Origin of the sequence: Streptomyces herbicida (assembly GCF_032656585.1) — a bacterium.
GTDB classification, from domain to species: domain Bacteria; phylum Actinomycetota; class Actinomycetes; order Streptomycetales; family Streptomycetaceae; genus Streptomyces; species Streptomyces herbicida.
Genome location: NZ_JAUYWJ010000010.1, coordinates 35716 through 62609, shown reverse-complemented (window position 1 = coordinate 62609; position 26894 = coordinate 35716). Strand labels below are relative to the sequence as shown.

General features: G+C 72.6%; 24 protein-coding genes and 1 pseudogene. 11 read left to right on the top strand and 14 right to left on the bottom strand.

The genetic code is table 11. The features are described 5' to 3' along the window. Nucleotides 1–105: 105 nt before the first annotated feature. On the top strand, nt 106–1317 hold the full coding sequence (locus tag Q8A52_RS21545) for a serine/threonine-protein kinase (protein ID WP_316754321.1): 1212 nt from the start codon (nt 106–108) through the stop codon (nt 1315–1317). Nucleotides 1318–1332: 15 nt separating this feature from the next. Here the strand turns inward: Q8A52_RS21545 and Q8A52_RS21540 are convergent, their stop codons facing one another. Together Q8A52_RS21540 and Q8A52_RS21535 are read right to left on the bottom strand one after the other, a co-directional pair. Continuing rightward, on the bottom strand, nt 1333–2280 hold the full coding sequence (locus tag Q8A52_RS21540) for a lysylphosphatidylglycerol synthase domain-containing protein (protein ID WP_316754320.1): 948 nt from the start codon (nt 2278–2280) through the stop codon (nt 1333–1335). After that, on the bottom strand, nt 2277–3764 hold the full coding sequence (locus tag Q8A52_RS21535) for a hypothetical protein (RefSeq protein ID WP_316754319.1): 1488 nt from the start codon (nt 3762–3764) through the stop codon (nt 2277–2279). Before Q8A52_RS21535 ends, Q8A52_RS21540 begins: the two co-directional genes overlap by 4 nt. A gap of 186 nt (nt 3765–3950) precedes the next feature. Between Q8A52_RS21535 and Q8A52_RS21530 the strand changes: the two genes are divergently transcribed. From Q8A52_RS21530 to Q8A52_RS21520, 3 genes are read left to right on the top strand one after another with little or no spacing between them, the layout of a single operon-like run. Then, nucleotides 3951–4334 carry a BlaI/MecI/CopY family transcriptional regulator gene (locus tag Q8A52_RS21530; RefSeq protein WP_316754318.1) on the top strand — a complete coding sequence of 128 codons (384 nt, stop codon included), beginning with the start codon at nt 3951–3953 and terminating at the stop codon, nt 4332–4334. Next, nucleotides 4331–5224, top strand: coding sequence for a M48 family metalloprotease (locus tag Q8A52_RS21525; protein ID WP_316754317.1), 894 nt, complete (start codon nt 4331–4333; stop codon nt 5222–5224). Before Q8A52_RS21530 ends, Q8A52_RS21525 begins: the two co-directional genes overlap by 4 nt. A 33-nt stretch (nt 5225–5257) precedes the next feature. Next, the gene (locus Q8A52_RS21520) at nt 5258–5386 is read left to right on the top strand and encodes a hypothetical protein (protein ID WP_316754316.1); all 129 of its coding nucleotides are present in this window, start codon (nt 5258–5260) and stop codon (nt 5384–5386) included. Between the two features lie 126 nt (nt 5387–5512). On the opposite strand, the gene Q8A52_RS21515 is transcribed toward Q8A52_RS21520, so the two are convergent. Together Q8A52_RS21515 and Q8A52_RS21510 are read right to left on the bottom strand one after the other, a co-directional pair. Continuing rightward, nucleotides 5513–7855 carry a glycoside hydrolase family 65 protein gene (locus Q8A52_RS21515; protein ID WP_316754315.1) on the bottom strand — a complete coding sequence of 781 codons (2343 nt, stop codon included), beginning with the start codon at nt 7853–7855 and terminating at the stop codon, nt 5513–5515. Next, complete coding sequence (locus Q8A52_RS21510) at nt 7852–8592, bottom strand: HAD family hydrolase (protein ID WP_316754314.1); 741 nt, start codon at nt 8590–8592, stop codon at nt 7852–7854. The genes Q8A52_RS21515 and Q8A52_RS21510 overlap by 4 nt, the downstream gene beginning before the upstream one ends. Nucleotides 8593–8686: 94 nt before the next feature. Here Q8A52_RS21510 and Q8A52_RS21505 point away from each other — a divergent pair, with 94 nt between their 5' ends. Beyond that, nucleotides 8687–9376 (top strand): nucleoside/nucleotide kinase family protein, encoded by a 690-nt coding sequence (locus Q8A52_RS21505; RefSeq protein ID WP_316754313.1) that lies wholly within the window; start codon nt 8687–8689, stop codon nt 9374–9376. Between the two features lie 73 nt (nt 9377–9449). Beyond that, the gene (locus Q8A52_RS21500; protein WP_316754631.1) at nt 9450–9716 is read left to right on the top strand and encodes a hypothetical protein; all 267 of its coding nucleotides are present in this window, start codon (nt 9450–9452) and stop codon (nt 9714–9716) included. On the opposite strand, the pseudogene Q8A52_RS21495 reads toward Q8A52_RS21500, so the two are convergent. Then, nucleotides 9673–9885 (bottom strand): annotated as a pseudogene (locus tag Q8A52_RS21495) (hypothetical protein); the annotation flags it as partial. The gene Q8A52_RS21500 and the pseudogene Q8A52_RS21495 overlap by 44 nt on opposite strands. 664 nt (nt 9886–10549) lie before the next feature. Here Q8A52_RS21495 and Q8A52_RS21490 point away from each other — a divergent pair. The 4 genes from Q8A52_RS21490 to Q8A52_RS21475 all read left to right on the top strand — a co-directional run bounded on the left by Q8A52_RS21490 (nt 10550) and on the right by Q8A52_RS21475 (nt 16454). After that, on the top strand, nt 10550–12118 hold the full coding sequence (locus Q8A52_RS21490) for a phospholipid carrier-dependent glycosyltransferase (RefSeq protein WP_408649235.1): 1569 nt from the start codon (nt 10550–10552) through the stop codon (nt 12116–12118). Between the two features lie 128 nt (nt 12119–12246). Beyond that, nucleotides 12247–13170 (top strand): MurR/RpiR family transcriptional regulator, encoded by a 924-nt coding sequence (locus tag Q8A52_RS21485; RefSeq protein WP_316754312.1) that lies wholly within the window; start codon nt 12247–12249, stop codon nt 13168–13170. A 403-nt stretch (nt 13171–13573) separates the two neighbouring features. After that, on the top strand, nt 13574–13954 hold the full coding sequence (locus Q8A52_RS21480; protein WP_316754311.1) for a hypothetical protein: 381 nt from the start codon (nt 13574–13576) through the stop codon (nt 13952–13954). 82 nt (nt 13955–14036) lie between these two features. Beyond that, nucleotides 14037–16454: a SpoIIE family protein phosphatase gene (locus tag Q8A52_RS21475; RefSeq protein ID WP_316754310.1), complete on the top strand. Its 2418-nt coding sequence runs from the start codon at nt 14037–14039 to the stop codon at nt 16452–16454. A gap of 279 nt (nt 16455–16733) precedes the next feature. On the opposite strand, the gene Q8A52_RS21470 is transcribed toward Q8A52_RS21475, so the two are convergent. Together Q8A52_RS21470 and Q8A52_RS21465 are read right to left on the bottom strand one after the other, a co-directional pair. Further along, nucleotides 16734–17429, bottom strand: coding sequence for a peptidoglycan-binding domain-containing protein (locus tag Q8A52_RS21470; RefSeq protein WP_316754309.1), 696 nt, complete (start codon nt 17427–17429; stop codon nt 16734–16736). A gap of 55 nt (nt 17430–17484) precedes the next feature. After that, nucleotides 17485–18333, bottom strand: a complete 849-nt coding sequence (locus Q8A52_RS21465) for an ATP-grasp domain-containing protein (protein WP_316754308.1) — start codon at nt 18331–18333, stop codon at nt 17485–17487. A gap of 190 nt (nt 18334–18523) precedes the next feature. On the opposite strand from Q8A52_RS21465, the gene Q8A52_RS21460 reads away from it, so the two are divergent. Beyond that, nucleotides 18524–19096, top strand: a complete 573-nt coding sequence (locus Q8A52_RS21460; RefSeq protein ID WP_316754307.1) for a MarR family winged helix-turn-helix transcriptional regulator — start codon at nt 18524–18526, stop codon at nt 19094–19096. Nucleotides 19097–19111: 15 nt separating this feature from the next. On the opposite strand, the gene Q8A52_RS21455 is transcribed toward Q8A52_RS21460, so the two are convergent. The 7 genes from Q8A52_RS21455 to Q8A52_RS21425 form a co-directional block, all read right to left on the bottom strand. Further along, nucleotides 19112–19813, bottom strand: a complete 702-nt coding sequence (locus tag Q8A52_RS21455) for a gamma-glutamyl-gamma-aminobutyrate hydrolase family protein (RefSeq protein WP_316754306.1) — start codon at nt 19811–19813, stop codon at nt 19112–19114. Continuing rightward, entirely contained in the window at nt 19810–21300 is a 1491-nt protein-coding gene (locus Q8A52_RS21450) for an aldehyde dehydrogenase (RefSeq protein ID WP_316754305.1), read from the bottom strand. Before Q8A52_RS21450 ends, Q8A52_RS21455 begins: the two co-directional genes overlap by 4 nt. 59 nt (nt 21301–21359) lie before the next feature. Further along, complete coding sequence (locus tag Q8A52_RS21445; RefSeq protein WP_316754304.1) at nt 21360–22817, bottom strand: APC family permease; 1458 nt, start codon at nt 22815–22817, stop codon at nt 21360–21362. A gap of 160 nt (nt 22818–22977) precedes the next feature. Further along, nucleotides 22978–23598 (bottom strand): TetR/AcrR family transcriptional regulator, encoded by a 621-nt coding sequence (locus tag Q8A52_RS21440; RefSeq protein ID WP_316754303.1) that lies wholly within the window; start codon nt 23596–23598, stop codon nt 22978–22980. Between the two features lie 28 nt (nt 23599–23626). Next, complete coding sequence (locus Q8A52_RS21435) at nt 23627–24472, bottom strand: fumarylacetoacetate hydrolase family protein (RefSeq protein ID WP_316754302.1); 846 nt, start codon at nt 24470–24472, stop codon at nt 23627–23629. 12 nt (nt 24473–24484) lie between these two features. Beyond that, the gene (locus Q8A52_RS21430; protein WP_316754301.1) at nt 24485–25432 is read right to left on the bottom strand and encodes a 3,4-dihydroxyphenylacetate 2,3-dioxygenase; all 948 of its coding nucleotides are present in this window, start codon (nt 25430–25432) and stop codon (nt 24485–24487) included. Then, a complete protein-coding gene (locus tag Q8A52_RS21425; RefSeq protein ID WP_316754300.1) occupies nt 25425–26885 on the bottom strand; it encodes an aldehyde dehydrogenase in 1461 nt (486 codons plus the stop codon). The genes Q8A52_RS21430 and Q8A52_RS21425 overlap by 8 nt, the downstream gene beginning before the upstream one ends. Nucleotides 26886–26894: the final 9 nt, after the last annotated feature.

The following is a 26894-nucleotide window of genomic DNA, read 5'->3' as shown; positions in this document are numbered from 1 at the left end:
TCCGGGCGGCTTGACGGCCCGGGTAACCTGGGCAGGCCGCGCCCAAATGATCTTTAATGGTGAGAATTCGGGTCTTGCGGTGTTCAGGTGTTGTCGTGAGTCGGGGTGGGTGCACACGTGCTGCTGGCGGACCGCTATGAGCTGGAAGAGCTACTGGGACGCGGCGCGATGGGTGAGGTGTGGCGGGCTGCCGACCAGGTCCTCGGACGCCCCGTCGCGGTCAAGCTCCTGCGGGCGGAAGAGGCGACGGACACGGAGCGGTTCCGGATGGAGGCGCAGATCGCGGGCCGCCTCAACCACCCCAACGTGGTGGGCGTCTACGACTTCGGCTCCCACGACGGGCAGCTGTACCTGGTCATGGAACTCGTCGACGGCTGGAGCCTGGCCCAGGAGCGCTCGCTGCGCGGCACGCTGGACCCGCAGGCGGCAGCAGCCGTCGCGGCGCAGGTGGCCGCGGGCCTGTCCGCGGCGCACCACGAGGGGGTGATCCACCGGGACATCAAACCCGCCAACGTCATGCTGACGTCCGGTCGCACCGCGAAGATCACCGACTTCGGGATCGCCCGCTTCACCGGCGACGCCGGCAGTACGCTGACCGCCACCGGCAAGATCCTCGGCACCGCCGACTATCTCGCCCCCGAGCGCGCCCTGGGACGCCGGGCGGAGCCCGCCTCCGACGTCTACTCGCTCGGCTGCGTACTGTATGAACTGCTCACCGGCCACCCGCCGTTCCGCGGCTCGACCTCGCTGGCCGTGGTGCAGCAGCACGTCGATGTCGAGCCCCTGCCGCCGGCCCAACTGCGCCCGGAGACACCCCAACTGCTCTCCGAGTATCTGCTGCACCTGCTCGCCAAGGATCCGGCGCACCGGCCGACCGCGGGTCAGGCGGCCGATTGGCTTGCCACGCAGGAGTGGAAGCCGTCCACGACGGGACCGGCCGACACCGCTGCCATGCCCGCTCCGGTCCTCCCGTCCTCCGTCCCCCCGCAGACCGCTGTCGCCGACGCTGCGCACTCCCGGCAGCGCGGCTCCCGGAAACCGACCTCGAGGGCCGTGCTGGGCGGTGCGGCGATCGCCGTCTTCGGCGCGGCCGTCGCCCTCGGCGCATCGCTCGGTGCCGGCGACAACAGCCCGTCGTCGCCGACTTCGCCCACCCCGGTAACCGTCAAGTCCGCCCCTGCCGACGAGACTCCGAGCGCCGCACCGACGTCAGCTGCCCCGTCTCCCACGGCGCCGCAAGGAGAAAATCAGGAGGGCGACCAGGGCAACGGCAGGCACGGCAAGCACAAGCACGGCAAGGACGGAAATTCCGACTGAGCCGACGCCGGGCGGCTACAGCGCCTTGCGGCGGATCAGTAGGGCGAGCACCAGCAGGCCCGGGAGCAGTGGAAGCCAGACGGTCAGGAGGCGGTAGCCGAGCACCACGGACGCGGCCGTGGCGCCGGGGGCTCCGGAGGAGGTGAGCGCGAGGGCGAGTGCCGCGTCGAGGGAGCCGAGGCCGCCCGGGGTGGGCAGCAGGGCGGCGGCGCTGCTGGCGGCGAGGTACAGCAGCGCCACCCGGACCGGGGGCAGCGGCAGGGCCACGGCCTGGGTGACGGCGATCAGCACCAGGGAGTGCAGGGCGGCGAAGGCGAGCGAGCCGCCCCACAGAGCGGCCGCGCGCCGCGGATCGGCGTGCACGGCGCGGATGTCTGCGAGTACGGCCGCCAGGCCGCGTCGGCACCGCGGCCACAGCGGGCTGTTGAGCAGGACGATCACGAGGGCGGCCGTGGCGGGTACGGCTACGAGCGCGGCCGGGGGGACGTGCGGGATCCGCAGCAGGCCGGGGCAGGCCGGTGCGAGCGCCGCGATCAGCGCGCCGCGGGCCACGGCACCGGCCGTCGCCTTGACCGCGAGGGCGCTGGCCGAACGGCTCGCCGGAAGTCCGCAGCGCATCAGGAACCGCACGTTGACCGCGCCCGCCCCGAGACCGGCGGGCAGGACGTGATTGGCGGCCGAGGCGGCGAACTGGGCGGCCACCAGGCGCCCGCCGGGCAGTGGCCGGGTCACCGCGCCCTGTTGGGCGAGCGCCGAGGACGCCCAGGTCGCGGCCGCCGCCGTGGCGCCCACCAGCAGCCACCCCTGGTCGGCGAGGGCCAGCCGCACGGCCCCCGTGTGAAGCGCCGGCCAGTGCCGCAGTGCCAGGTAGGCCGCGCACATCAGGACGGCGAGACAGGCGGCGGCGTGCCAGTAGGCCCGTCGGCGGCCGAGGGCGGGCGCGATGTCCGTCGAGGACGTCATGAGCCCGCTGCCGGAGCCGCGTAGTAGAGGCGGAGCGCACCGAAGGGCACGAACTGCCAGTCGCGGGCGTAGGCGGGCGGGCGCCTGCCCGCGGCGACGAGGGTGGCGACCGGCATCCGGCGTGCGGTCCCGGCGATGACCGCCGCCGTGCTGTTGGCGTTGTGGCCCGCGGTCGCGGCGGAGGAGCAGCCGGCGTAGAACGCGATGGGGATCGCGTCGTGCCCGGTGACCAGGCAGGGCGGGCCGACGCCCAGGTGGTGCAGTTCGGCGGCGGTGCGGGCCCAGCCGCGGTGGGCGGCCGTGGTCCGGCCGACGGTGTGTTCCAGGACGGCGTACTGCACCGCCAGGTGTCCGGCGAGACAGAGCGCGACCAGGGTCACGGCCACCGGCCGCCAGGCCCGTGCGGGCGTGGTCACCAGGTGGACGAGCGCATCGGCGACGGGGAGGGCGAGCAGGGCGTAGGCGGGCAGCAGGAAGCGGGGGGCCGCGTATCCGATCATGAACAGGTACGGGAACGCGGCGGTGGCGCCGCAGGCCAGCGGCACGAGGGTGGCGGCGGTGCGGTGGGCCCGGACGGCAACGACCAGGCCGAGCACGGCGAACAGGGGCAGGACGAGCCACCAGACGGTGACCACGGGGGCGGGCATCGCTCCGGTGCACGGGCGGCACAGGGCCCGCCCGCCCAGGCTGCGCAGTTGGTCGGCGACGGCGACGTGCCAGCCGAGGCCGCCCTGGATCGCGGAGCCGTCCGAGAGCCGCTGCGCGAGGCCGCCGTAACTGACGTACGCCTCGATCACCCACTCCGCGGCCCCCGACGCGAGCCCGGCCAGCAGGAAGGCGAGCGGCCGCCAGAGCCGGCGGTACAGCGCGAGGGCGAGCAGGGGCACGGTCGCCCAGACCGCGTCGGTGGGCCGCATCCATGCCATCAGCGCCCCGCTCGCGGCCAGGCCCCACAGGGCGGCGCGGTCGGGGCGGTCGGCGCGGGCGCGCAGGAAGCAGGCGGCAGCGGCGAGTGCGCCGACGGCGACCCAGTAGTTGGGCATGGCCTGTGGGCCGTAGAAGAGCGTCACCCACAGCGAGGCGAACAGGCCTCCCGCCAGGGCCAGTACCCGGACCGGGAAGAGGCCTCGCCATGCGCGCAGCGCCAGGAACAGGGCGCTGCCGGACAGCACGGCGAGGTAGATCCGCAGCAGTGATGTGGACGACGACCATGTGGTCACCGGCGCCACGAGCAGCGAGATGCCACGGGCGCGGGGTGCGCTGAAGAAGGCCGCCGGGGCCTGCGAGCTGAACTGGCTGACGTACACCGTCTCGTCCCAGCCGAGGCCCATCCCGGGGTGGACGACGAGGAGCTGGGCGAGGGTGAAGGCGGCCGCCACGGCGGCGAGGAGGCCCCCGGCGCGGGCGCCTCGGGTGCCGTCGGACATGTTCCCGGCTCGGCCGCGTCGTGCCCCGGCGAGCATGGCGTTCGTGCTGCCGGCCATGGTCCACCCCTCTGCCCCTACAGCTTGTAGGAGCCCCATCACCCTACAGTGTGTAGTGCCGAGGGCGGAAATCGCGGAGAAATACGGGATTCGCGAAAAACATGGTCAAACTAACCCGCATCGGAGGAGTGTGCAGCAGGGGTACGGCCATACGAATGACGGCCCTACGCGCTGTAAGGTTGGGCCATGGCTGGCACACGGTCCCGCGGCAGGGTGGAGCGGCGCAGCGCCGGGGAGTTGGAGAGCGAGGTCCTGGCCACTCTGTGGGCCACCGAGCGGCCGCTGACGCCGGCCGAGATCCAGGCGGAGCTCGACGGCGGGCTCGCCTACAACACGGTGCACACCATCCTCAAGCGGCTGTACGACAAGGGACTCGTCCTGCGTGACGCCGACGGGCGGCGCGGCGCGTACCGGCCCGCCAAGAACGCGGCCGAGCTGACCGCCGAGGCGATGCACGAGGCCCTGGACCGCGGCCCCGACCCGATCGCCGCACTGCAGCAGTTCGTGTCCGGGCTGAGCGCCGAGGAAGAACGGGCACTGCGCGATCTGCTCGGCGGAGGCGGCGCATGAGGTTCGACGTCTACGCCCCGCTGCTGCCGGCCCTGCTGCTCCCCGCCGTCAGCCCGGTGATCGGCAGACGGGTCGCCCCCGCGCTCGCCGCGCGCGTCCTGGCCTCCGCGGCCGTCCTGACCGCGGCGGCCACCACCTGGTCCCTGCTCCTGCTCGCCACCGCGCTGCTCGGGGACGCGCCGCCGGTGGTCCGGGAGGCCCGCGAGGACGGGCACCGCATCGCCGATCCGGTGCCCGAGGTGATCGGGGTCGCCGCGTGTCTGGTCCTGGCCGTCGTCGCCTGGCGCGTGCACCGGGCGCTGCGAGCGGAACGCTCCACCCGCCGGGCACTGCGGCGGCTGTGCGCGGGGCAGCCGGCGGACACCGAGTTGATCGTCGCCGCGTCTCCCGTGCCGCAGGCCTTCGCGATCCCCGGTCGCCCGGGCCGGATCCTGGTCACCTCCGCCATGCTGTGTGCGCTCGAACCCGCGGAGCGCCGGGTCCTGCTCGCCCATGAACGCGCCCATCTGACGGACCGGCACGGCCTGCTGGTGACCGCGGCCACGCTCGCCGCCGCGGCGAACCCGCTGCTCTCGCCGGTCCGTGACGCCGTGGCCTTCCTCGTGGAACGCGGGGCGGACGAGCAGGCGGCGGACGCCGTCGGGGACCGCGCGGCCACCGCCCGCGCCCTGGCCCGCGCCGCGCTCACCGCGGGCCGGGTCCGGCCCGCGTGCGCGCTGAACTTCACCGACCGCGCCGTCACCCGCCGCATCGCGGCCCTCCAGACGGCCCCGCCGCCCCGCATGCGGTCGGCCGCCGCGGCCGTCCTCGCCCTGGGCGCCCTCCCGGCCCTGCTGGCCGCCGACGCGACGGACGATCTGTACCGGCTGCTGGCGAGCGTGCTGACCTGACCTCGTGGACCGGAGCGGCTCCGTGCCGGCCGGGTGGCGGAACTGCTGGTCGGCCCGCCGGTGATCGATGAACTCGGGGTGCGCCCGAAGGCCCGTGGCACCGGTCCGGGCCGCCGTCCGCCGTCCACGCTCACCGCCACCGCGGCCGGCGGTCGCGCCTGATTCCTGACCCGGAACCAGGCGCACGGCACCCTCGCGTTCCACCGCCATGCCGGATGGTCCGAACCGGCCCCGCTGCCGGGCCGCGAGACGGATGTCGTGGTGTTCATGGCACCGCGCCGAGCGCGCTCAGCCGCTGTTCGGGCCGCGGTGCGACGGCTGCTCGGGGGCCGGGCCGGGCGGCGCCGGGGGCACCGGCCGCACGGCGGGGCCGTCGGGATCGAGGGTGAGCGGCTCGCCATGGTGGTGGATCGTCAGCGGCTCACCGTCCAGGAGCGTGTAGACGGCCTTGTCGGCCTCGATCTCCACCCGCAGCCGACGGCCGAGGAACTGCAGGCCGAAGGCCAGCCGCCGGAACCTGTCCGGCAGCCGGGGGGCGAACCGCAGCCCGTCGCCGGACCGGCGCATCCCGCCGAACCCCGCCACCAGCACCATCCAGGTGCCGGCCAGGGACGCGATGTGCAGTCCGTCCCGGGTGTTGTGCTCCAGGTCCTCGAGGTCCATCAGGGCGGCCTCGGCCGCGTAGTCGTAGGCGAGCCGCAGATGGCCCGCCTGTGCGGCGATGACCCCCTGGCAGCACGCGGACAGCGAGGAGTCCCGTACGGTCAGCGGCTCGTAGTAGGCGAAGTTGCGGGCGATGTGGTCGTCGTCGAAGAACGCGCCGCAGGTGTACATGGCGAGCACCAGGTCGGCCTGTTTGACGACCTGCTTGCGGTAGAGATCGAAGTACGGGAAGTTCAGCAGCAGCGGGTACTGGTCGGGGCGGGTGCCGGCGAAGTCCCAGCGCTGGTAGCGGGTGAACCCGGCATGCTGTTCGTGGACGCCCAGTTCGTGGTTGTAGGGGACGTACACGGCCTCGGCGGCGTCCCGCCAGGCGGCGCTCTCCTCCTCGTCGACGCCGAGCCGGTCCGCCTCCTCCGGGTACCGGGCGACGGCGTCGGCCGCCGCGAGCAGGTTCGCGCGGGCCATCAGGTTGGTGTACGTGTTGTCGTCGGCGACCGCGCTGTACTCGTCGGGGCCGGTGACGCCGTCGATGTGGAAGACCCCGTGGTGGTCGTGGTGGCCCAGCGACCGCCACAGCCGGGCCGTCTCCACCAGCAGCTCGACGCCGGCCTCCCGCTCGAAGGCCGTGTCCCCCGTGGCCTCGACATAGCGGATGACGGCGTCGGCTATGTCGGCGTTCACATGGAAGGCCGCGGTGCCGGCCGGCCAGTACGCCGACCCTTCGGAGCCCTCGATGGTCCGCCAGGGGAACGCGGCGCCGTCCAGACCGAGCTGGGTCGCCCGCTCCCGGGCCTCGGGCAGGGTGCTGTGCCGCCAGCGCAGCGCCTGGCCGACGGTTGAGGGGGCGGTGTAGGTGAGGACGGGCAGCACGAACATCTCGGTGTCCCAGAAGGCGTGCCCGTCGTATCCGGACCCGGTCAGCCCTTTGGCCGGGATCGCTCGCTGCTCGGCGCGGGCCCCTGCCTGCAGGACGTGGAAGAGGGCGAAGCGGACGGCCTGCTGGATCTCCTCGTCGCCGTCCACCTCGATGTCGGCGCGGGCCCAAAAGTCGTCCAGAAAGCCGCGCTGTTCGTCCAGCAGCCCCTGCCAGCCGTCGTGCGCGGCGGCGGCCAGGGCGGCGTCCACCTGGTCGGCCATGGCGGGCCGGGAGCGGGTGCCGGACCAGCCGTGGGCGACGAACTTCTCCACGCGCAGCCGTTGTCCCGGCTCCAGTACCGAGGTGACGGTCAGCCGGGCCACGTCCGTGTCGCTCTCGCTTCGGGTCGTGGTCCGCTCGGGGCCGGTGACGCCGTGGTCGGCGGCCACCGCCACACGCAGGCCGCTGCGCCGGGTGCGGTGCACCAGCCGCAGCCGGTGGCCGGAGGCGAAGTCGTCCTCCTGCTCCAGCGGCGAGTGGAGAGCGACGGCCGCGCGCGGGTCGCCGTTGGACCCGGGCAGTTGCTCGTTGGCGACCAGCTCCGACTGGATCACCACCCGGGAGCGGCTGCCGACGGCCTCCACCTCGTAGGCCACGGCCGCCACCGCCCGCTGGGTGAGCGACACCAGCCGCGTCGAGCGCACCCGGACCGTCGAGCCCGCCGGCGAGGTCCACTCACAGGTCCGCTCCAGCACGCCCCGGCGCAGGTCCAGCGTGCGCTCATGGGCGACGAGCCTGCCGTAGCGCAGGTCGAACGGTTCGTCGTCGACCAGCAGTCGCAGGATCTTGCCGTCGGTGACGTTGATGACCGTCTGGCCCGACTCCGGATAGCCGTAGCCCGCCTCGGCGTACGGCAGCGGATGCACCTCGTGCACCCCGTTGAGGTAGCTGCCGGGCAGGCCGTGCGGCTCGCCCTCGTCGAGGTTTCCGCGCCAGCCGACATGGCCGTTGGACAGGGCGAACACGGACTCGCTCTGCGCCAGGACGTCCAGGTGGAGGTCCGTCTCGCGCACGGCCCACGGTTCGACCGTGTATGCCCGGTGGGTGATCACTGCTTGCCTCCCAGCTCGGCGAGGTCCTCGACGACGACGTCCGCGCCGTGCGCGTACAGCGCGTCGGCCTGTCCGACGCGGTCGACGCCGACCACGTATCCGAAGTGGCCCGAGCGTCCCGCGTCCATGCCGGCCAGCGCGTCCTCGAAGACCGCTGCCGCCGAGGGCTCGACGCCGAGGTCGCGGGCGGCGGCGAAGAAGGTGTCCGGGTGCGGTTTGCCGGGCAGCTTCCGTTCGCTCGCGACGACCCCGTCGATCCGTACGTCGAAGAGGTGTTCGGCGCCGACGGAGCGCAGTACGTCACGGCAGTTGGCACTGGAGGAGACGATCGCGGTGCGCAGCCCGTGGGCGCGGACGGCCTCGAGGTAGCGCAGTGTGCCCTCGTAGGCCTCGACGCCGGAGGTGCGGATCTTCTCCAGGAGCAGGTCGTTCTTGCGGTTGCCGAGACCGTGGACGGTGCGGGCGTCCGGCGGGTCGTCCGGGGCGCCCTCGGGCAGAGCTATGCCGCGGGAGTCGAGGAAGGCGCGGACCCCGTCGGCGCGCGGGCGCCCGTCGACGTACTCGTCGTACTCCGCGTCGGCGTCGAACGGCCGGCCCTGCTCGCCCTCGTAGTCGCGCAGGAACTCGTCGAACGCCTCCTTCCAGGCGGCCGCGTGGACGACGGCCGTCTTGGTGACGACCCCGTCGAGGTCGAAGAGACAGGCCAGGATGGTGTCGGGCAGACCGAGCTCAGTCATACCCAGCACCCTTCCCCCGAAGAGCGGCTTCCAGTGGGTGGCGAAGGCCACAGCGCGGGAACCCGGGACGGGCCGCGGTGCGACACTCTCCAGCGTGTCCTTGACTTTCGACGATCTGCTCGCCCGCGCCCGCCGTCTCGCCCAGCGCGGTCCACGCGCGCTGCTCGGCATCGCGGGCAGCCCGGGCGCGGGCAAGACGAACCTCGCCGAGCACCTGGCGCGCGAGCTGAACGGTACCGGCGAACCCTGGGTGGCACAGGTCCCCATGGACGGCTTCCACCTCGCCGATGTCGAACTGGACCGGCTGGGCCGCCGCGACCGCAAGGGCGCGCCGGACACCTTCGACGCGGGGGGATACGCGGCGCTGCTGCGGCGGCTGCGCGCGGAGACCGGCGAGGTGGTGTACGCGCCGGGGTTCGAGCGGGTGCTGGAGCAGCCGGTCGCGGGTGCGATCCCGGTGCCGCCGACGGCCCGGCTGGTGGTGACGGAGGGCAACTACCTGCTGCTGGAGGCGGGTTCCTGGGCTCGGGTGCGGCCCTGCCTGGACGAGGTGTGGTTCTGCGAGATCGACGAGGACGAGCGGATCCGCCGGCTCGTCGCCCGGCACGAGGAGTTCGGCAAGGAGCACGAGGCTGCCGTGGCCTGGGTGCTGGGCACGGACCAGCGCAATGCCGACCTGGTCGCGACGACACGGGATCGGGCCGACCTGGTGGTGCCCGCGTCCGCGGTGCCCGCGCCGTACGAGGCGGAGAACCCTGATCGAGGTCATCGCGCCGCGGGTTAGCCTGCCCGCATGGGCTTGGACATCACGGTGTTACCCGGACGCCGAGTGGGACTGCGACCCCGGCGAGGGATGGGTGGAGCCCGCCTCGGCACAGGTGCCCTGGTCCGCGCGGTACGAGTTCCACAGCACGACCGGCTCCTACAAGCCGCACTTCTGGGCCGGGGAATCCTGGGACGACGTACGGGAGTTCGCCGGTCCCGTGCTGCGCAGGACGCTGGACGCGTTCCTGGGCCACCTGGTCTGGGACGGCGGGGGCGTTGACGAGGTCGTCGTGGTCCCGGACTCCGGCCCGTTCCCGGGTGACTGCCGCGCTGCCAGGCCAGGGCCAGCAGTGAGGTGATCCCGAGCGAGGTGTCGCCGATGTCGTCCTGGGCGTCGGGGTGTTCGAGGTTGCCTTCCGGGGTGAGGCGGGCCAGGGCCTGCTCGGCAACGCCGGCGAGGACGGCGTCGTACGCCTCGGGGGTGTCCGGCAGGTCGTGCAGCGGGCCGCGCTGGCGTGGGAGGTGCACGGGAGTGCTCATGTGGTCTCAGCCCTTCATTCCGCTGGTTCTTGTCCCGGAACAGGGTCGGGCCGAGGGGACGGTGAAGCGGTCGTTCTGCTGGAGACAGACGAGCCGGTGCCCCTGCAAGTGCCGCCGATGGAGGGCGCGTTGGCACTGGCGTGAGCCTTTCTGTGAGTCGCCGGATCGCCGTTCACGCGCCGAGACACGTCCCGGTCGCCGGACCCTGGCCGACAGGACGAACAGCATCTGCCACCTGTCGTTCACATGGGGTCTCCCCGGCCGCACGGGGTGCTCCGGGCGGCACAGTGCCGGTCGTGGACGTCCCGCAGCTGCGTGGCCGGTTCGACCGGGTCGAGGTGAACTCCGACCGGCTCCGGGCCGTACCGGTCTGTACGGCAGAGGGTCTGTCGGTACGACTCGTGAAGCGGTGACGCGCCTGGTGGCGGGAGCGCTGCGACAGTAAAGCCATGACACGGCAACTGATCGCTCCCGCCACCCTGCGGTGGCTGTCGGCGCAGGGCGGATGATGGCGCGGGAACAGCAACCGGTCCTCGATCCCGAGGTCCGTGACGGCGGTGGGCAGCAGGCCCAGTGGGCGAGTGCGCCCGCACGCCTGTACGACGGCCTGCGGCGCCGTCGAAGGTGGATCGTGCCGCTCCTCGCGGTGCTGATGCTCACCCAGATGGCCGTGGCCATGGTGACCGCGGCGGCGCAGCAGACGCCCACGATCGACGAACCGGTGTACGTCGCCACGGCCACGGACTATCTGCACGAGCATCGCCTGCGCTACAACCCCGAGCACCCGCCGCTCGGCAAGCTCGTGATCATGGCGGGAGTGGCGGTGGCCGACCCGCACTACGACGCGGCGTTCCCCGGCAGCCAGGGGCAGGTCGGGCGGCATCTGCTGTACGAGTCGGGGAACGACCCATGGCGGCTGATGCTGTGGGCCCGGCTGCCGGTGATCGCACTGACACTGCTGTTCGGGCTGGTCGTCCTGGCCTTCGCGCGCGAGGTGGCCGGTACGGCGGCCGGGCTGACGGCGCTGGCCCTGTACGCCTTCTCGCCCGACGTCATCGCGCACGGTTCGCTGGCCACGCTGGACGTGCCCACGGCCGGTTTCGTGCTGACGTCGGCGTGGCTGGTGTGGCGGGCCCGCCACAGACCCAGGCTGTATCTGCCGCTCGCAGGGGCAGCGCTCGGAGCGGCGCTGGCCACCAAGATGAGCGCGCTGCCCGCGATCCCGGTGCTGATGGCGCTGGCGCTCGTGTCGGTGTGGCACACCCGCCGACCGGAGGAACCTGCCGAGCGCCGCAGGGCCCTGGCGCTCGGTCTGGCGGGCGCGGCCGTGGTGGCGCTGGCCGCGGTCGCCGTCGTATGGGCGACGTATCTCGCGGTCGACCCACGGCTGCGGTTCTCCCCCGCCGAGCCGGTGCCGGTCATCCGCGGGCTGCACGAGCGCCTGGTCGAACTCATGCCGTTCCCGGGGGCGTTCCGGGCCGGGATGCGTGCCCAGTTCGGTCTGGAGAACCTTCCGTGGCAGGGCTATCTGTTCGGCCACCTCTACACCGGCTCGCTCTGGTACTACCTCCCGGCCGCCCTGCTGGTGAAGACCCCGCTCGGCATGCTCGCGCTGTGGGCGTCGGGTGCCGTCGTGGTCGTCGCGGTACGTCGGCTGCGGCCCGCCGCGCCGTATGTGCTCATCCCGCCCGCCGTGCTGCTGGCCGCGGCGATGACCGGGTCGCGGGACTTCGGCACGCGGTACGCCCTGTTCATGCCGATGTTCCTCGCGGTCGCGGGCGGCTGTGTGCTCGCGGTGCGGTGGCGGTGGGCGCCGGTGGCGGCGGGGGCGCTGGTGGCCTTCGTCGCCGTCAGTTCGCTGCGCACGCACCCGTATTACCTGCCGTACTCCAACGAGGCGTTCGGCGGTCCGGCGAAGACCCATCTGCGGCTGCACGACTCCAACGTGGACTGGGGCCAGGACCTGGGCCGGCTCGCCGACCGGCTGGAGCAGCGCTACCCGGGCGAGCGGGTCTGGCTCGTGTACAAGGGCAGCGCCGTGCCGTCGTACTACGGCGTCCACGCGTCCGATCCGCGCAAGGTGCCGGAGGGCGACGTGCACGGTCTGCTGGTCGTGTCGGACTCGTGGGTCGCCAAGGCACGCGGAAAACTGGCCGAATTGATCAAGAGCGCTCATCCGATCGACGAGGTCGGTCACTCGATCACGATCTATCGGCGCTGACCGGCGCCCCGGTCCGCGCCCGCAAGCTGTGCGTTCGCTCCGGGGCAGTCAGGAGCTGTCGCACAACCCTGGTCACCACGTTCTGTGAGCTATGTTGAGTTTTCGTGGGAGACAAAGGAGGCGCACCGGTGTCATCGCCGCAGCAGGCACGCGCACAGGCGTCCGCGATCACCTCGGGAAAGACCGTTCCGGAGGCAGTATCTGCACCGACCTCCCAGCTCAGGGAGCTCTTCGACGGCCCGCGACTGTCCCCGGGGCAGCGCCGCATCGCCCAGTACCTGATCGAGCACATCACCGAGGCCGCGTTCCTGTCGATCACCGATCTCGCCGATCGGGTGGGCGTCAGCCAGCCGTCGGTGACCCGGTTCGCCGCCGCGGTCGGCTTCAGCGGTTACCCCGCGCTACGGGAGAAGCTCCAGTCGATCGCGCTGCGCACCCTCGCCGGCGGCCCAGGAGCGGCCGACGAGGACCGGAGCAACGAACTCCAGGCCGCCGTCGACGCCGAGATCCAGAACCTGGAGAACCTCCGGCGCGACTTCGCCGACCCCGACCGGGTCATCTGGCTCGGCCGCGAGCTGTCCCGCTCGACCCCGCTGACCGTGCTCGGGCTGCGCATCTCCGTGTCGCTGGCCGAGTACTTCGCCTACGCCGCCCGCCGCATCCACCCCGACGTACGGCTGGTGACCCGGGGCGGCACCGTCGCCTACGACGCGCTGCTGCAGTCGCGCGAGGCCGGCGGCACCTGGGTGCTGGCCTTCGGGATGCCGCGGCACGCGCAGGAGACGCTCACCGCGATCCGGGTCGCGCGCGGCGCGGGCCTGCGGGTCGCCCTGATCACCGACCTGGTGCTCGGGCCGCTGGCCGACGAGGCCGACGTCACCTTCACCACCGGCACCGGCTCCCGCCTGGTCTTCGACTCCTATGCGGCACCCGGCGTGATGTCCGCCGCGCTGCTCCAGGCCATGACCGACGCCGACCCGGAGCGCACCCAGGCCCGTCTCGAGGACTACGAGCAGGTCGCCGAGCAGCACCAGTTCTTCCTGAAGGACTGACACCGGTCCGACCGCCACCGGCCCGGCGGTTTCCCTCCCCTTTCGCCCACAAGGCCTTGTACGGGGACAATTCACCTCATATCGCGCATGAATGTTTTCATACGTCTTGCAAAGGCGACGGCATATATAAATACTGCTCACGGATCGCACCCGCCCCGAGAAAGCCGACGGACCGCCCATGCGCACGCAGCACCACCCGCCGCGCCGGCACCCGACGCCCGGGGCCCCAGATCGGACACCCCCAGCCGCCGTCCCCTACCCACGTCGGCGCCAGGGGTGTTCGGGCGGGCGACGCCTGCGCGGCTCGCCCGTGGTGGCGGCCCCAGTCATCCCCTAGACCGGGGCCGCCCCAGAATCCGTCGGACCACCCCTCACGACGCCGCACACCGCACACCCGGAAGCGATGATCATGACCCTGACGACCACGCGCATCAGCCAGGACTGGCCCTGCCAGGTCAAGACGCCCGGCAGCTACGACTGGGAGCGCTCGGCGGCCAAGTGGCTGCGCGAACTGGTGCCGGCCCGCTACGCCAGCTATCCGGCGCTCATCCGCCACCCCGTGCTGCTCGCCCGGCACGCGCAGATCCAGGTCCAGCACGAGATCCGGGTGGCCCGGACGGCGCTGCAGACCGCGCGGGCCGAGCTGCCCGTGCTGGGGATGCCCGAGTCGGTCATCGAGCACACGATCAAGCTGTACGCGGCCGAGGTCATGCAGCTGCAGCACATCGCCCGCAGTGTCCGGGCGGTCACCGAGGCCCTCGTCGGACACAGCACGGGCCGCTGACCTGCCGGTCACCGGCAGGCGGAGAAAAGCCTGATTCCCCAGAGGTATGAGCGCACGGGCTCAGGTGTGCGATGCTCACTTCGTGACGAGCGAGCCCGCACCACCGGTGGAGAGCGGCACCGCCCCCGACCTGGCGGCGCTGGCCAGGGTGGTGGCCAGGCAGCGCGCGGAGATGGACCGGCTGCAGGAGCAGGCGGCGACCTCGGCGGTACTGGAGCGCGCCAAGGGGGCGCTGATGGCCATGACGGGCTGCTCCCCGGACACCGCGCACGAGGAACTCGTCGAACGCGCCAGGACCGGGCACCGCACCCTCATCGAGGAGTGCTGGCTCACGCTCGGCGCGCTGATGCCGCCCCAGGCCGACGCCCTCGACGCCACGGACTCCACCGGGATGGCGGCCGTCACCGGGTCCGGTCCCGCACGGCCCGAGGGGCCCGCCCCATGGGACGCCTCGGCCACCGGGACCGACGACCGCTCCGAGGTGCTCGCCCGCCTCGGCAAGGCCTTGGTCCGCGTCGACTCGCCGCAGGAACTCGCCGGCTCCCTGCTGGAACACCTCGGTCCGGAGGTGGGCGCCGACGCCGTCGTGCTCTATGTGCTGCGGCCCGACGCCGGACTCGAACTCGTCGGGCACGCCGGCCTCGACGAAACCTTCGCGAGCCAGTGGCGCCATGTGCCGCCGCTGAGCGGAGTCGCCGCGCTGGACGCGCTGCGGGCCCGCGAGCCGCGCTGGCTGGAGGACTTCGGCACGGACCGGGACCAGTACCTGCTGCTCGGGAATCCGCCCGAGCGGTGGCTGTCGCGCGCCTGGCTGCCCGTGCCGGCGGGCGACACGGCCGACGTGGCGCTGGGCGTACTGCGCCGGCCCGCCGGCCCCTTCACCGCACGCGACCGCAAGCTCCTGCGGGCCGCCGCCCGGCTCTGCGCCGGCCGGCTGCGCGCCTTCGACCAGGCGCAGGAGCGCACCGCCGAAGGCGTCGCCGACATGGTGCAGGCGGTGTTCGACGCCCTCCCGGGCGCGGCGGTCCTGCTGACCCCGCTGCGCGGCACCTCGGGCGACGTGGAGGACTACCGAATAGACGCCGCGACCCCGCAGGCCGTCGACGTCCTCGGCCGAACCGGGCGCGAGCTGCTCGGCATGCGCATCCTCGAGTGCTATCCGTCGGTCGCGGGCGAGCCGCTGTGGCAGGGGTACCTCACGGCACTCGCCGGCGGAGAGCCGTACGCGGGCGAGCCGTTCGCCTATCACGAGGTCGTCGACGGGGTGCAGGAGACCGCCACGTACTCGGTGCAGGCGACGCGGCTGGGCGGCGGACTGCTGGTCAGCTGGGTCCGGCACGATTCCACGGCCCGCCAGGAGCAGCGGCTGGCGGACGTGCAGCGGCTGGGCAACCTCGGCTGGGCGAGCTGGAACCTGGTCACCCGTGAGGCGACCTGGTCGCCCCAGGTCTACGCCCTGATGGGCCGGGACCCCGCACGCGGCCCGGTCCGCCTCCAGCAGCTCCCTGACCTCGCGCTGCCCGAGGACGCTCCCGCGCTGTCCCACGCCGTCACCGAACTCGTCCGCGCCGGGAAGCCGTTCGACGTGCCCTTCCGGATCAGGTCCGCGTCCGGCGTACGGCATCTGCGGGCCGTCGCCGAGGCGGTGGCGGACCCGGAGGGCACCCCCGTCGAGGTGCACGGCTTCGTACAGGACCTCACCGCGCTGCGCAACGCCGAGCTCGCGTTGGTGGAGAGCGAGCGGGCCATCCTGCTGCAGCGCGGCATCCTGCAGGCAGAACGGGCGCTGGCCACCCGGCTCCAGCACGCGCTGCTGCCGCTGCCGAAGGCCCCCGTACGGCTGGCCGGACTGCGGGTCGAAGTCGCCTATCTGCCCGCCCAGTCGGAGATCCATGTCGGTGGCGACTGGTTCAGCGCCATCGAACTGCCCGACGAGGACGCGCTGTTCGTGATCGGCGACGTGGCGGGCCACGGCATCGACGCCGTGGCCACCATGGCCCAGCTCCGCTTCACCGCGAAGGGCATGGTCAGCACCGGTTCCTCGCTGACCGGTGCGCTCGCCCGGCTGAACACCCTGCTGCTGCACTCGAGGGACAGCAACACGACCGCCACCATCGTCCTCGCCCGGTACGAACCGGTGGACCACCGGCTGAAGTGGGCCCAGGCGGGTCATCTGCCGCCGCTGCTCGTGCGCGGGGGCGAGGCGCGCTATCTGGACCGGCCCGACGGAATCCTGCTCGGGGCCAGCACATCCCCGGAGTTCGAGGCCGCGGAGTGCCGTCTGGAAGCCGGGGACCGGCTGCTGCTGTTCACCGACGGTCTGGTCGAGCGGCCGGGCGAGCGTCTCGACACGGGCCTGGACCGTCTCGCCGAGGCCGTCCTCGCCCATGACGGCAAGGGGGCCGACTCCCTGGACGCGCTGCTCGCCGCGATGCTGGAGGGCGAGCGGCGGGACGATGTGTGCGTCCTGGACATCCGGGTGCCTGCGGAGGAGGCCTAGGGCCCGTCGTCATCCTCGTCGCGGTGCCACCAGTACCAGCACAGGCCTACGACGAGGGCGATCAGGAAAACGGCGGGCAGCACGAGGCCCAGGATGCGGGAGCCGCTCATCGGGGACGCCTTCGGATCAGGGCGGCGGAAAGCCGTACGTCAGGTGCCTCATGGTGACGTACCGGGGGATTTCGACCGTCCAGCCTTTCCGCAGTCGTTGCCGGGCGTTCGACTATGCGGCGGTGATGTCATTCCGCCGGGTGACCAGGATCGACGCCCCCGAACGGCGTCAGCCGCCGTCGAGGCTCGTGCGGGACTCCAGTGCCCGGCGGGTGTCGTTGCCGTAGACCCCGGTCTCGTCCCCGGAGATGCCGTACCAGAGCTGGAAGCGGGCCACGGCCTCGGTGAGGACGGTGTCGTAGTGGCCGTCGGCGGAGCCGCCGCGGTAGACGTCCGGAACGGCCAGCAGGCGCTGTTGGAGTTCGGTGACCTCGGGGCCGCTGTCACCCTGGCGCAGCGTGCCCGGCCCGTCCGGGTCGGTGGCCGCGGTGACAGTGGCGGTGGCGGCGGGGCTGGGCGTGGTGGGTGCGGTCATGGACGGAGGGGCGGGAGGGGCGGCGGTGGCGGCATCTCCTCGGCCGGGCAGCAGCAGCGCGCAGCCGAAGCCGGCCAGCGCGGCCGCGGTCACCGCGACCACGACGCCGGCCCGGCGCAGTCCGGTGCCGAAGCCGAAGCGGCCGTCGGCCGGTGTCGCGTGCCGGGTGTGACCGAGGGGCGGCAGTTCCTGGGTCTCGTCCTCGGCGACATTGCGCCACCGCGGCTTCGCGACGGCTTCGTAGCCCTCCGCACCCTCCGCGCCCTCGGCGTCCTGCCGCATCTCCCGCATCAGTTCCGCGAGGGCGTCGAAGCGCCGCAGACGCAGAACGCGGACGGGTTCCAGGGCCGGGCCATGGGGCGGCTGTTCAGGGTCGGGCGGTGTCGACACACTGCTCTCCTTCCGCGATCCCCGTGAGGAGATACGGAAGGGGTACCGCGCCGGTTCAGCGTGTGGCCGGGCCGGGCCCGCTCCCGACGAAGCGCCGCAGGGACTTCGTCATCGCGGTGACGAAGGCGTCCCTGGTCTCGTCCGTGAGGGCGTCCAGGGACAGATACGGGTTGAGGTCCTCCAGCTCGACCAGCAGGAGGCCGCCGTCCGGGGCGCGGCAGGCGTCGACGCGCTGGATGCCGTGCTCGAGGCCGTTCCAGTCGATGAAGCGCCGGGCGAACGCCAGGTCCTCGGGCGTGGGATCGTAGGGCTCCAGCCGCCAGCGCTGCGCGGCGTCCGGCGCGTACAGGGCGTACTGGAAGTCGTGGTCGACGTAGTAGAACGACACCTCGTGGGCGAAGTCAACGCACGGCTGGACGAGCACCGTCCCGTCAGCCAGGTCGCGCAGCCGGCCGGCGGGGACGATCTCCAGGCCTATCGAGTCCGCGCCGAGCTTGGGCTTGACCACGTAGCGCTCGGCGGCCGGCAGCAGGTGCAGGTCCTCGGCCCGGTCCACGGTGGGGATGACCGGGAAGCCGGCCGCGGTGAGATCGAGCAGATACTGCTTGCCGGCCATGTCCGCCCGGCCGGTGAGCGGGTTGTACACCCGCGTCCCGTTGCCCAGCGCCCGCGCGCGGAAAGCGTCGTACGCCTCCTGGTACCCGAGGACCGGACCGCTGTTGCGGATCACCACCGCGTCGAAGCCGTCCATCAGCGCCCTGGCGTCCAGCGGATGGCAGAGCGCCAGGTCGAAGTGCTCGCGCAGCCGGGAGGTCAGGAAGATGTCCTCGTCGCAGTAGCGCCGCCCGCGGGCCGGGTACGCCAGGTCGGTGACGTAGAGGACACGGGGGCCGACGGCGGGCATGGGGGCTCCTCGGGCATCGGGGCGGGCGGGTGCGGAAAGGTTACGTCGCCGTGCGGGCGGCCCCGCCCCCGACCCCGGGGGCATCGGCCCCGGGGCCCCGAGGGAGAGCTCCGTACAATTTGAGTCCGAACGATCATCCACGGCCGTCCCCGGCCGTGCGGTGTCCGCTCAACGACGCGAAGGAGCGCCCGTGCCCGGCCAGCGATCCATCACCGAAGCCGAGAGGCTCGCCACGGAAAAGCTCGGCGGCATCCCGATCCGCCGGGACCAGATGGCGGCCGTGGCCAACATCTACCGGGCCGCTTCGGCGGTGCGGCAGCACCTGGAGAACTCCGTGCTGCGCGGCTCGGACCTGACCTGGACGGCGTTCGTGGTCCTGTGGGTGGTGTGGGTGTGGGGCGAGTCGGAGACCCGGCACGTGGCGGAGGAGGCCGGGATCTCCAAGGGCACGCTCACGGGCGTGGCGCGCACCCTGGAGTCGCGCGGGCTGCTGCGCCGGGCCGGGCATCCGGAGGACGGCCGGCTGGTCCTGCTGAGCCTGACCGACAAGGGCGAGGACCTGATGCAGCGGGTGTTCCCGGAGTTCAACGAGGAGGAGGCGTTCGTCACCGCACGGCTCGACGACGCCGAGTGCCGCAGCCTCGCGGAGGGGCTGCGGCAGGTCGTCCTCCAGGTGGAGGAGCACGGCGAGGAGCGGCGCCGGCAGTTGCTGGGCGGTGCGGAGCCCGCGCCCCGGCGCAGCGGGCGGCGGCCCAAGGGGTGACGTCGGGGGCCGTGCTCAGGCCCGGCTCCGTGTGGCCCGTACCAGGGCGTCGAAGAGCGCCTGCTGGGCAGGGTCCCGGTGCGCCGTGTCCTCCGGGTGCCACTGCACGGCCGTGAACCAGCCCGGGGCATCCGGGAGTTCGAGGCCCTCCACGGTTCCGTCCCCGGCGGTCGCCGTGACCGTCAGTCCGGTGCCGAGCCGGTCGACACGCTGGTGGTGGTAGCAGGAGGCGTCCGCCTTCTCCGCGCCGGTGGCCTGCTCCAGCAGGGTGCCGGGCCGTATTCGTACCGGATGGACAAGGTGGCGGTGCTCCCGCTCCGGGCCGCCCATGTCCTGCTCCAGGCTTCCGCCGAGGGCCGCATTGACCACCTGCAGGCCGCGGCAGACGGCCAGCAGGGGCAGGCCCGACTCCAGCGCGTGGCGGGCGAGCCGGAGGTCGAAGGCGTCCTGGAGGTCGTCGACGTCGTAGACGGTGTCGTGGGTGTCGGTGGCGCCGTAGCGGTGCGGGGCGAGGTCGCCGCCGCCGGGGAGCAGCACGCCGTCGAAGCGGGCGAGCCGGTCGGCGACGCCGGTGTCGGCGGGGTGGATGCCCGCGGGTTCGCCGCCGGCCCGCCACACGGCCTCGATCAGGGCGCGGGCGTTGACCTCGGCCGCGTACCGCAGGGCGGAGGTGGTGGTGCTGAAGCGGGCGGGGATCGCGATCAGGGGGCGGGTCACAGCTGGATCCAGGCCGTCTTGAGCTCGGTGTACTTCTCCAGGGCGTGGACGGACTTGTCACGGCCGTTGCCGGAGTGCTTCATGCCGCCGAAGGGGACGGTCAGGTCGCCCTCCTCGTAGCAGTTGACCCAGACCGTGCCCGCCTTCAGCTGCCGCGAGACCCGGTGCGCGGTGGACAGGTCCGAGGTCCACAGGCCCGCCGCGAGTCCGTACTCGGTCGCGTTCGCGAGCCGTACCGCCTCGTCGAGGTCGTCGAAGGCGAGGATCGACAGCACCGGGCCGAAGACCTCCTCGCGGGCCAGGCGCATCCCGGGGGCGACCGCGTCGAAGACGGTGGGGCTGAGGTAGCTGCCGCCGGTCTCGGTCAGGGTGCGCTCGCCGCCGGTGCGCAGCCGGGCGCCCTCGGTCCCGGCAGTGGCGATGTGATCGAGGACGCGGCCCAGGTGGGCCTCGCCGACCAGGGCTCCCATCTCGCTGGCCGGGTCGAGCGGGTCGCCGACGCGCAGTTCCCGGGCCCTTCGTACAACGGCGTCGGTGACGCGTTCGGCGAGCGAGGAGTGGACCAGGAGCCGGGAGGGGGCCGTGCACATCTCCCCCTGGTTGAAGAAGATGCCCCAGGCGGCGGTGGCGGCGGCCCGGTCCAGGTCGGGGGCGTCGGGCAGGACGATGTTCGGTGACTTGCCGCCGAGTTCGAGCCAGACGCGCTTGAGGTTGGAGTCGGCGGAGTAGCGCAGGAAGTGCCGGCCGACGGCGGTGGAGCCGGTGAAGGCGAGGACGTCCACCTCGGGGTGCAGGCCGATCGCCCGGCCCGCGGTGGGGCCGTCGCCGGTGACGACGTTGAGCACGCCGGGCGGCAGACCGGCCTCCGTGCCGATCCGGCCGAGCAGCAGGGCGGACAGCGGGGAGGACTCGGACGGCTTCAGTACGACGGTGCAGCCGGCGGCGAGGGCCGGGGCGACCTTCCAGCTCGCCAGGGTGAGGGGGAAGTTCCAGGGGACGACGGCGCCCACGACTCCGGCGGGCTCGCGGGTGACGAGGGCGAGGGCGTCGGGGGCGGTGTGCGGGGATTCGTCGGTGAGCTTGTCTGCAAGCTGGCCGTACCAGCGGAAGGTGGTGATGGCGGCGCGCAGTTCGATGTCGTACGCGTCGGTGATCGGCTTGCCCATCTCCAGACTGATGGTGAGGGCGAGCCTCTCCCGCTGCTCTTCGAGGAGTTCGGCGATCCTCAGCAGCACCCGGCCGCGCTCGGCGGGGGCGAGGCGCGGCCAGGGGCCGGAGTCGAAGGCCCGGCGGGCGGCGGCGACGGCGAGGTCGACCTCGGCCGGCCCCGCGTCGGGGACCCGGGTGAGGGGCTGTCCGTCGCGGGGCGAGACGACCGTGAACGTCGCCCCTCCCCCGGCTTCGTCTCTCCCGTCGATGTGGTGCCGCGCGGGCAGGTCGAGTGCCTTGGCCCGGCGCAGCAGTTCGTCATGGGTGACGTCCAGCATGGTGTTCCGTTCGGGGACAGGGGCCCGGCTCCCGGGGGAGCCGGGCCCGGCGGGGTGCGTCAGTGGTCGGCGGTCCGGGCGTGGACCACGCGCGCGATGCCGGCGCCCAGGAGCAGCACCGCGGGGACGGCGAGGACGAGCCAGATGGCCGTGGTGGCGTCGCCGCCGATGAGGGTGGTGAAGTTCGCGAGGACCACCCAGATCACGGCGGCGATACCGAGGGCGCCGAGGGCGGGGGCGATCAGGGTGTTCCAGCGCCGGGTGTCGAGGCGCTCGCGGCGAAAGAAGACGATCACGGAGACCGAGGTCAGGAAGTACAGAAGCATGCAGGCGAGGACGCCGACACCGCTGAACCAGGAGAAGAGGGTGAGGACCGGGTCCTTGCCCGCGACGGCGAACGGCATGACCAGCAGTACGGCGATCGCGGTCTGGACGGCGCCCGCGGCCCACGGCGAGTGGCGCCGGTTGAGGGAGCGCAGCCGGCCGGGCAGCAGGCCCTCGCGGCTGAGGGAGAACAGATAGCGGTTGGCGGAGTTGTGGAAGGCAAGGATGCCGGCGAACAGCGAGGTGCCCAGCAGGACGGGCAGCACGTCGTTGGCCCAGCCGCCGAACTGGTTCGCGATGGGTGCGAAGACGAACACCGTGGAGTCGCCGCCCGCCAGCGCCCTGCCGGCCGCCTCGGTGACCTTGGAGGGGCCGTAGGAGGAGACGAGCATCCAGGAGGTGAAGGCGAAGAAGCCGGTGACCACGGCGACCGACAGATAGGTGGCCCGTGGCACGGTCCGGTGCGGTTCGCGTGCCTCCTCGCCGTAGATGGCGGTGGCCTCGAAGCCGAACATCGACGCGACGGCGAACATCAGCGCCACGCCCGGGGCCCCCTGCAGTACGGCACCCGGCGAGAAGGTGTGGGCGACGCCGAGGCCCTCGGGGCCGCCGCCCTTGACCAGGGTGACCAGGGCGAAGGCGAACAGGATGCTGAACTCGGCCAGGACGAACACGGCGAGCACCTTGGCGCCGATCTCGATGCCCGCGGCGCCCAGCGCCTGGACGACGACCATCGTCACGAGGGCCCACACCCACCAGGCGATCTGCACCCCGGCGTAGTGCTGGACCAGGCCGCCGACGGTGAAGCCGTACAGGCCGTACATCGCGGCCTGGACCGTGCAGTAGGCGAACAGGGCCACCGCTGCGCTGCCGCTGCCCGTGGTCCGGCCGAGGCCCTTGCCGATGTAGGTGTAGAAGGCGCCCGCGTTCACCACGTGCCGGCCCATGGCCACGAAGCCCACCGAGAACAGCAGGATCACCGCGCCGGCGACGGCGTAGGCGGCCGGGGCCCCGGGGCCGTTGCCGACCGCGACGGCGATCGGGACGGCGCCCGCGATGCCGGTGAGCGGCGCCTGGGCGGAGAGGACGAAGAAGAGGATGCCCAGGACTCCCAGGGCGTTGCGCTTGAGGGTTCCCGCTGCCTGGGGGGCCGCTCCGGCCCGGGGTGCTGCGTCGACCGTCTGACTGTCCACTCGGATCACCTGCTGAGGAGGGGAGGGAGATTTCGTTTTGAGCCAAACGAGTTGCCTCATGCTGGGCTGGAACTATCCATATGGCAAGGGGGTGGGGGAGGAATTTACGCATGAGATACCCCCCGTCGCGGGCGCGACGGGGGGTCCGTGCCGGGCACGCTCAGTCGTGGTCCGCGGCCGGGCGTTCACCCGGGTCACGCAGGTCGCGGAGCAGGACGCGGAGCTCCGCGAGGGCCTCCTCGGTGACGTCCCGCTCGCCGAAGACGAGCTGGTGCAGCACCAGGCCTTCCAGCGCCGCGAAGACCAGCCGGGACAGGCCCCGGTCGACCGGCCGGGACAGCATCTGGGACAGCTCGCGCCGGGTGGCCTCGAAGTACTCCTCGTACAGGCCTCGCAGATGCGGCAGCAGCTCCGGGCGGCGGCGCGCCTCCAGCAGCAACTCGTACTGGAACGCCTGGAGGTCGGGACCGGACTCCACCATGTCCGCCAGGCCGACCGAGAAGTCGGCGATCTCACCCGTGCCGGGTTCGAGGGCGCTGCTGCTGAGGGAGGAGCGCACGGCGTGCGCGAGCGCCTCCTCGATCAGCGCGTCCCGGGAGCCGAAGTGGTGCACGACCAGCCCGTGGGTGACCCCGGCCTCCTCCGCGACGGCCCGGTACGTCAGCTTGCGCAACCCGCCCCGGGCCACCACGCGCACGGCGGCGTCGAGCAGGGCCACCCGGCCGGCGCCATAGTTCTTCACGCGCTTGCGGGGGCGGTGCTCACCGGCGGGCTCGGTCATGGATGTGACCCTACCCGCGCCGTTCGCCTCATCGCCGTGGTGGCCGGATGCCGCGGAACTCCCAGTCCCCGCCGAGCGCCGTGGACAGCACCTCCTCGGACTCGGTGGGCTGGGCGCCGACGTCGCCACGGACCGGGGTGGGCCCGGTGACGACGTGGTTGGAGAGCCTGCCCAGGCCCTCGACCTCCACCTCCACGACATCGCCCGGCCGGACGGGGCGGGAGTTGGCCGGGGTGCCGGACAGCAGCACGTCACCGGGGTACAGGGTGATCGTCCGGGCGATGTCGGCGACGAGATAGTGCATGTCCCACGTCATCTCGTCGGTGGAACCGTCCTGCACTACCTCGCCGTTGACGTAGGTGCGCAGTCGCTTGCCGTGGAAGTCCCAGTCGGTGACCAGGCCGGGACCGAGCGGGCACAGGGTGTCGGAGCCCTTGACCCGGAGCATCGAGCCGGCGTCGGTGTCGCGGAAGTCGTGCAGTCCGTAGTCGTTGGCGACGGTGTAGCCGGCGATGTACTCGCCCGCCTCGGCCGGGGAGATGTTCCGCGCGGTCCGTCCGATGACGATGGCCACCTCGCCCTCGTAGTTCAGCCACTTGCAGCCCTCGGGGCGGACGATCGCGCCCCGGTGGGAGTTGAGGGACGAGGTCGGCTTGTGGAAGTAGGTCGGGGTGTCCGGGAGGTCGATCCGGAACTCCTCCACCCGGCTGCGGTGGTTGAGGTGGACGGCGATCACCTTGGAGGGGACGACCGGGGGAAGGTGCCGGGCGTCCTCGGTCTTGACGCGGCGGCCGTCCCCGGCGATGAGCTGGTCGCCGTCGAGGGTGACCTGGACGGCGGCGCCGTCGAGGAGGACACGGCGGTATTCGGGCATGGTCGGGGCTCCTCAGATGCGGCTGTGCGGGGTGCGGGGGGACGACGGGGGCACGGACTGACCGGTGCCGGTCCAGCCGTCGGCGGGGCGGTCGAACCAGAGGTGCACCTGGCCGGTGCCGACGGAGTTCTCGTACTCGCCGTACTGACGGGCCCTGGCCACGCAGGCCTGCTCACCGAGTGCGCCCGCCATCATCAGGTAGTGGAAGAACTTCGCCTCCGGCTTGAACTTCCAGAACTCGTCCATGCTGTCGAGGACCTTGTCGTGGCGACCCTCCTTGAACCAGGCGATCCGCTCCTCGTCCGCCGCGCGCGCCTCGGGGGTGAAGATGTGCACGGGGTCGCTGGCCTCGTGGTCGCGCAGCTCACGCAGGGGCCAGAAGGTGTGCGAGAGCGCACCGGAGGCGACCAGCAGCACCCGGCGCCCCGGGGTGGCGGCGATGCCGTCCGCGAGGGCCCGGCCGAGGCGCAGATGGTCCTCCATGTCGCCGGTCTGGCAGACGCCGATGGTCACCCACCGCTTGTCCGTGAGGCCCTCGCCGAGGAACTTCCAGAGGTTGATGGTGGCGTAGTAGATCGGCAGGTGGTCGTCCTCGATAGGGGTGATCCAGGTGCCGTGCCTGTCGGCGAACTGTGCGACGTTGTGGGCGAGTTCGGGGTCGCCGGGGAAGTCGTACGGCATCCGGCACATGCCGCGCGGCAGCTCCTCGGAGGTGAACAGGCCCGCGCGGCGGTGCTGGGCGGTGACGACGAACTCGACGGTGGTCGCCCAGTGGGAGTCGAGGACGACGACGGTGTCGTATTCATCTGCGGCATCCCCCTCGAAGACGTCCCGGCGCAACTGCTCCAGGCCGGTGACGAGGGTGATCTCCTTGCCCCCGTTGAGCTCCAGCCGGTCGGCCTCGGGCAGCACGATGGTGGGGACGTGGGCGAGCAGCCCCGCCCCGACGATCTCACCCATGGTCCTTCCATCCCTTCGGGGCGGTGACGGTGTTCTTCAGGTCGCAGTAGAAGTCGAAGCTCCAGGTGCCGCCCTCGCGGCCGACGCCGGAGAGGCGGGAGCCGCCGAAGGGCGCCTGGAGGTCGCGTACGAAGAAGCAGTTGACCCAGACGGTGCCCGCGACCAGCTGCGCAGTGACGCGCCCGGCGCGTTCGCGGTCGCCGGTGGCGACGGTGGCGGCCAGTCCGAAACGGGTGTCGTTCGCGAGGCGGACTGCCTCCTCCTCGGTGGCGAAGGTCTGCAGGGTGAGGACCGGGCCGAAGACCTCCTCCTGGACGATCTCCGAGTCCTGGGCGACATCGGTGAGGAGCGTCGGCGGGTAGTACCGGCCGTCCCCGGGGTGGCCGCCGATGACGGCACGGGCACCCGCCTCGATCGCGCGCCGCACGAACCCGTCGATCTTCTCCAGCTGGCGGGGGTGGATGTTCGGGCCGACGTCGGTGGCCTCGTCGCGCGGGTCGCCCTGCCTCAGCCGTGCGGCCTTCTCGGCGAAGCGCCGGGTGAACTCGCCGGCGATCGACTCCTCGACCAGGATGCGCGTGGCCGCCAGACACACCTGACCGGCGTTGTCGTACTGCTCCACCGCGAGGTCGACGGCGAGGTCCAGTTCGGCGTCGGCGAAGACCAGCAGCGGTGACTTGCCGCCCAGCTCGAGACTGAGGGGAGTGAGGTTGGCGGCGGCCGCGGCGGCGATGCGCCGGGCGGTCGGCACGGAGCCGGTGAAGCTGATGCGGCGGACGTCCGGGTGCGCGGTGAGGGTGTCGCCGATCTCGGCGCCGTACCCCTGCACGACGTTCAGGACACCGGCGGGCAGTCCGGCCTCGGCGGCGATGTCGGCCAGCAGCGAGGCGGTCAGCGGGGACCATTCGGCGGGCTTGAGGACCACGGTGTTCCCCGCGGCGAGGGCCGGGGCGACCTTCCAGGTGGCCAGCATCAGCGGGGCGTTCCACGGGGTGATCAGCACGCACGGCCCGGCCGGGTCCCAGCTGACGTGGTTGGTGTGGCCGCGCGTCTCGAAGTCCTCGTGGCCGAGCTGGAGCAGCCAGTCCGCGAAGAAGCGGAAGTTGTGCGCCACGCGGGGCATCACACCGCGCCGGTGCGAGCGGAGCAGGGCTCCGTTGTCCGTGGTCTCGACGATCGCGAGGTCCTCGATCCGCTTCTCGACACCGGCGGCGATGGCGTGCAGGACGCGGGCGCGTTCGGCCCGGGGGGTGGCGGCCCAGGCGGGAAAGGCGGCCTTGGCGGCGGCGACGGCGGCTTCGGCTTCGGCGGGACCGCCGCGGGCGATCTCGCCGAGGGCGGTTCCGTCGATGGGCGAGTGATCCGTGAACGTGTCGGCCGAGGCGACGCGTCGGCCGTCGATCCAGTGCCGGGTGTCGATGGACACACCGGCGACGACGATCTTGTCAGACATTAGGAACGG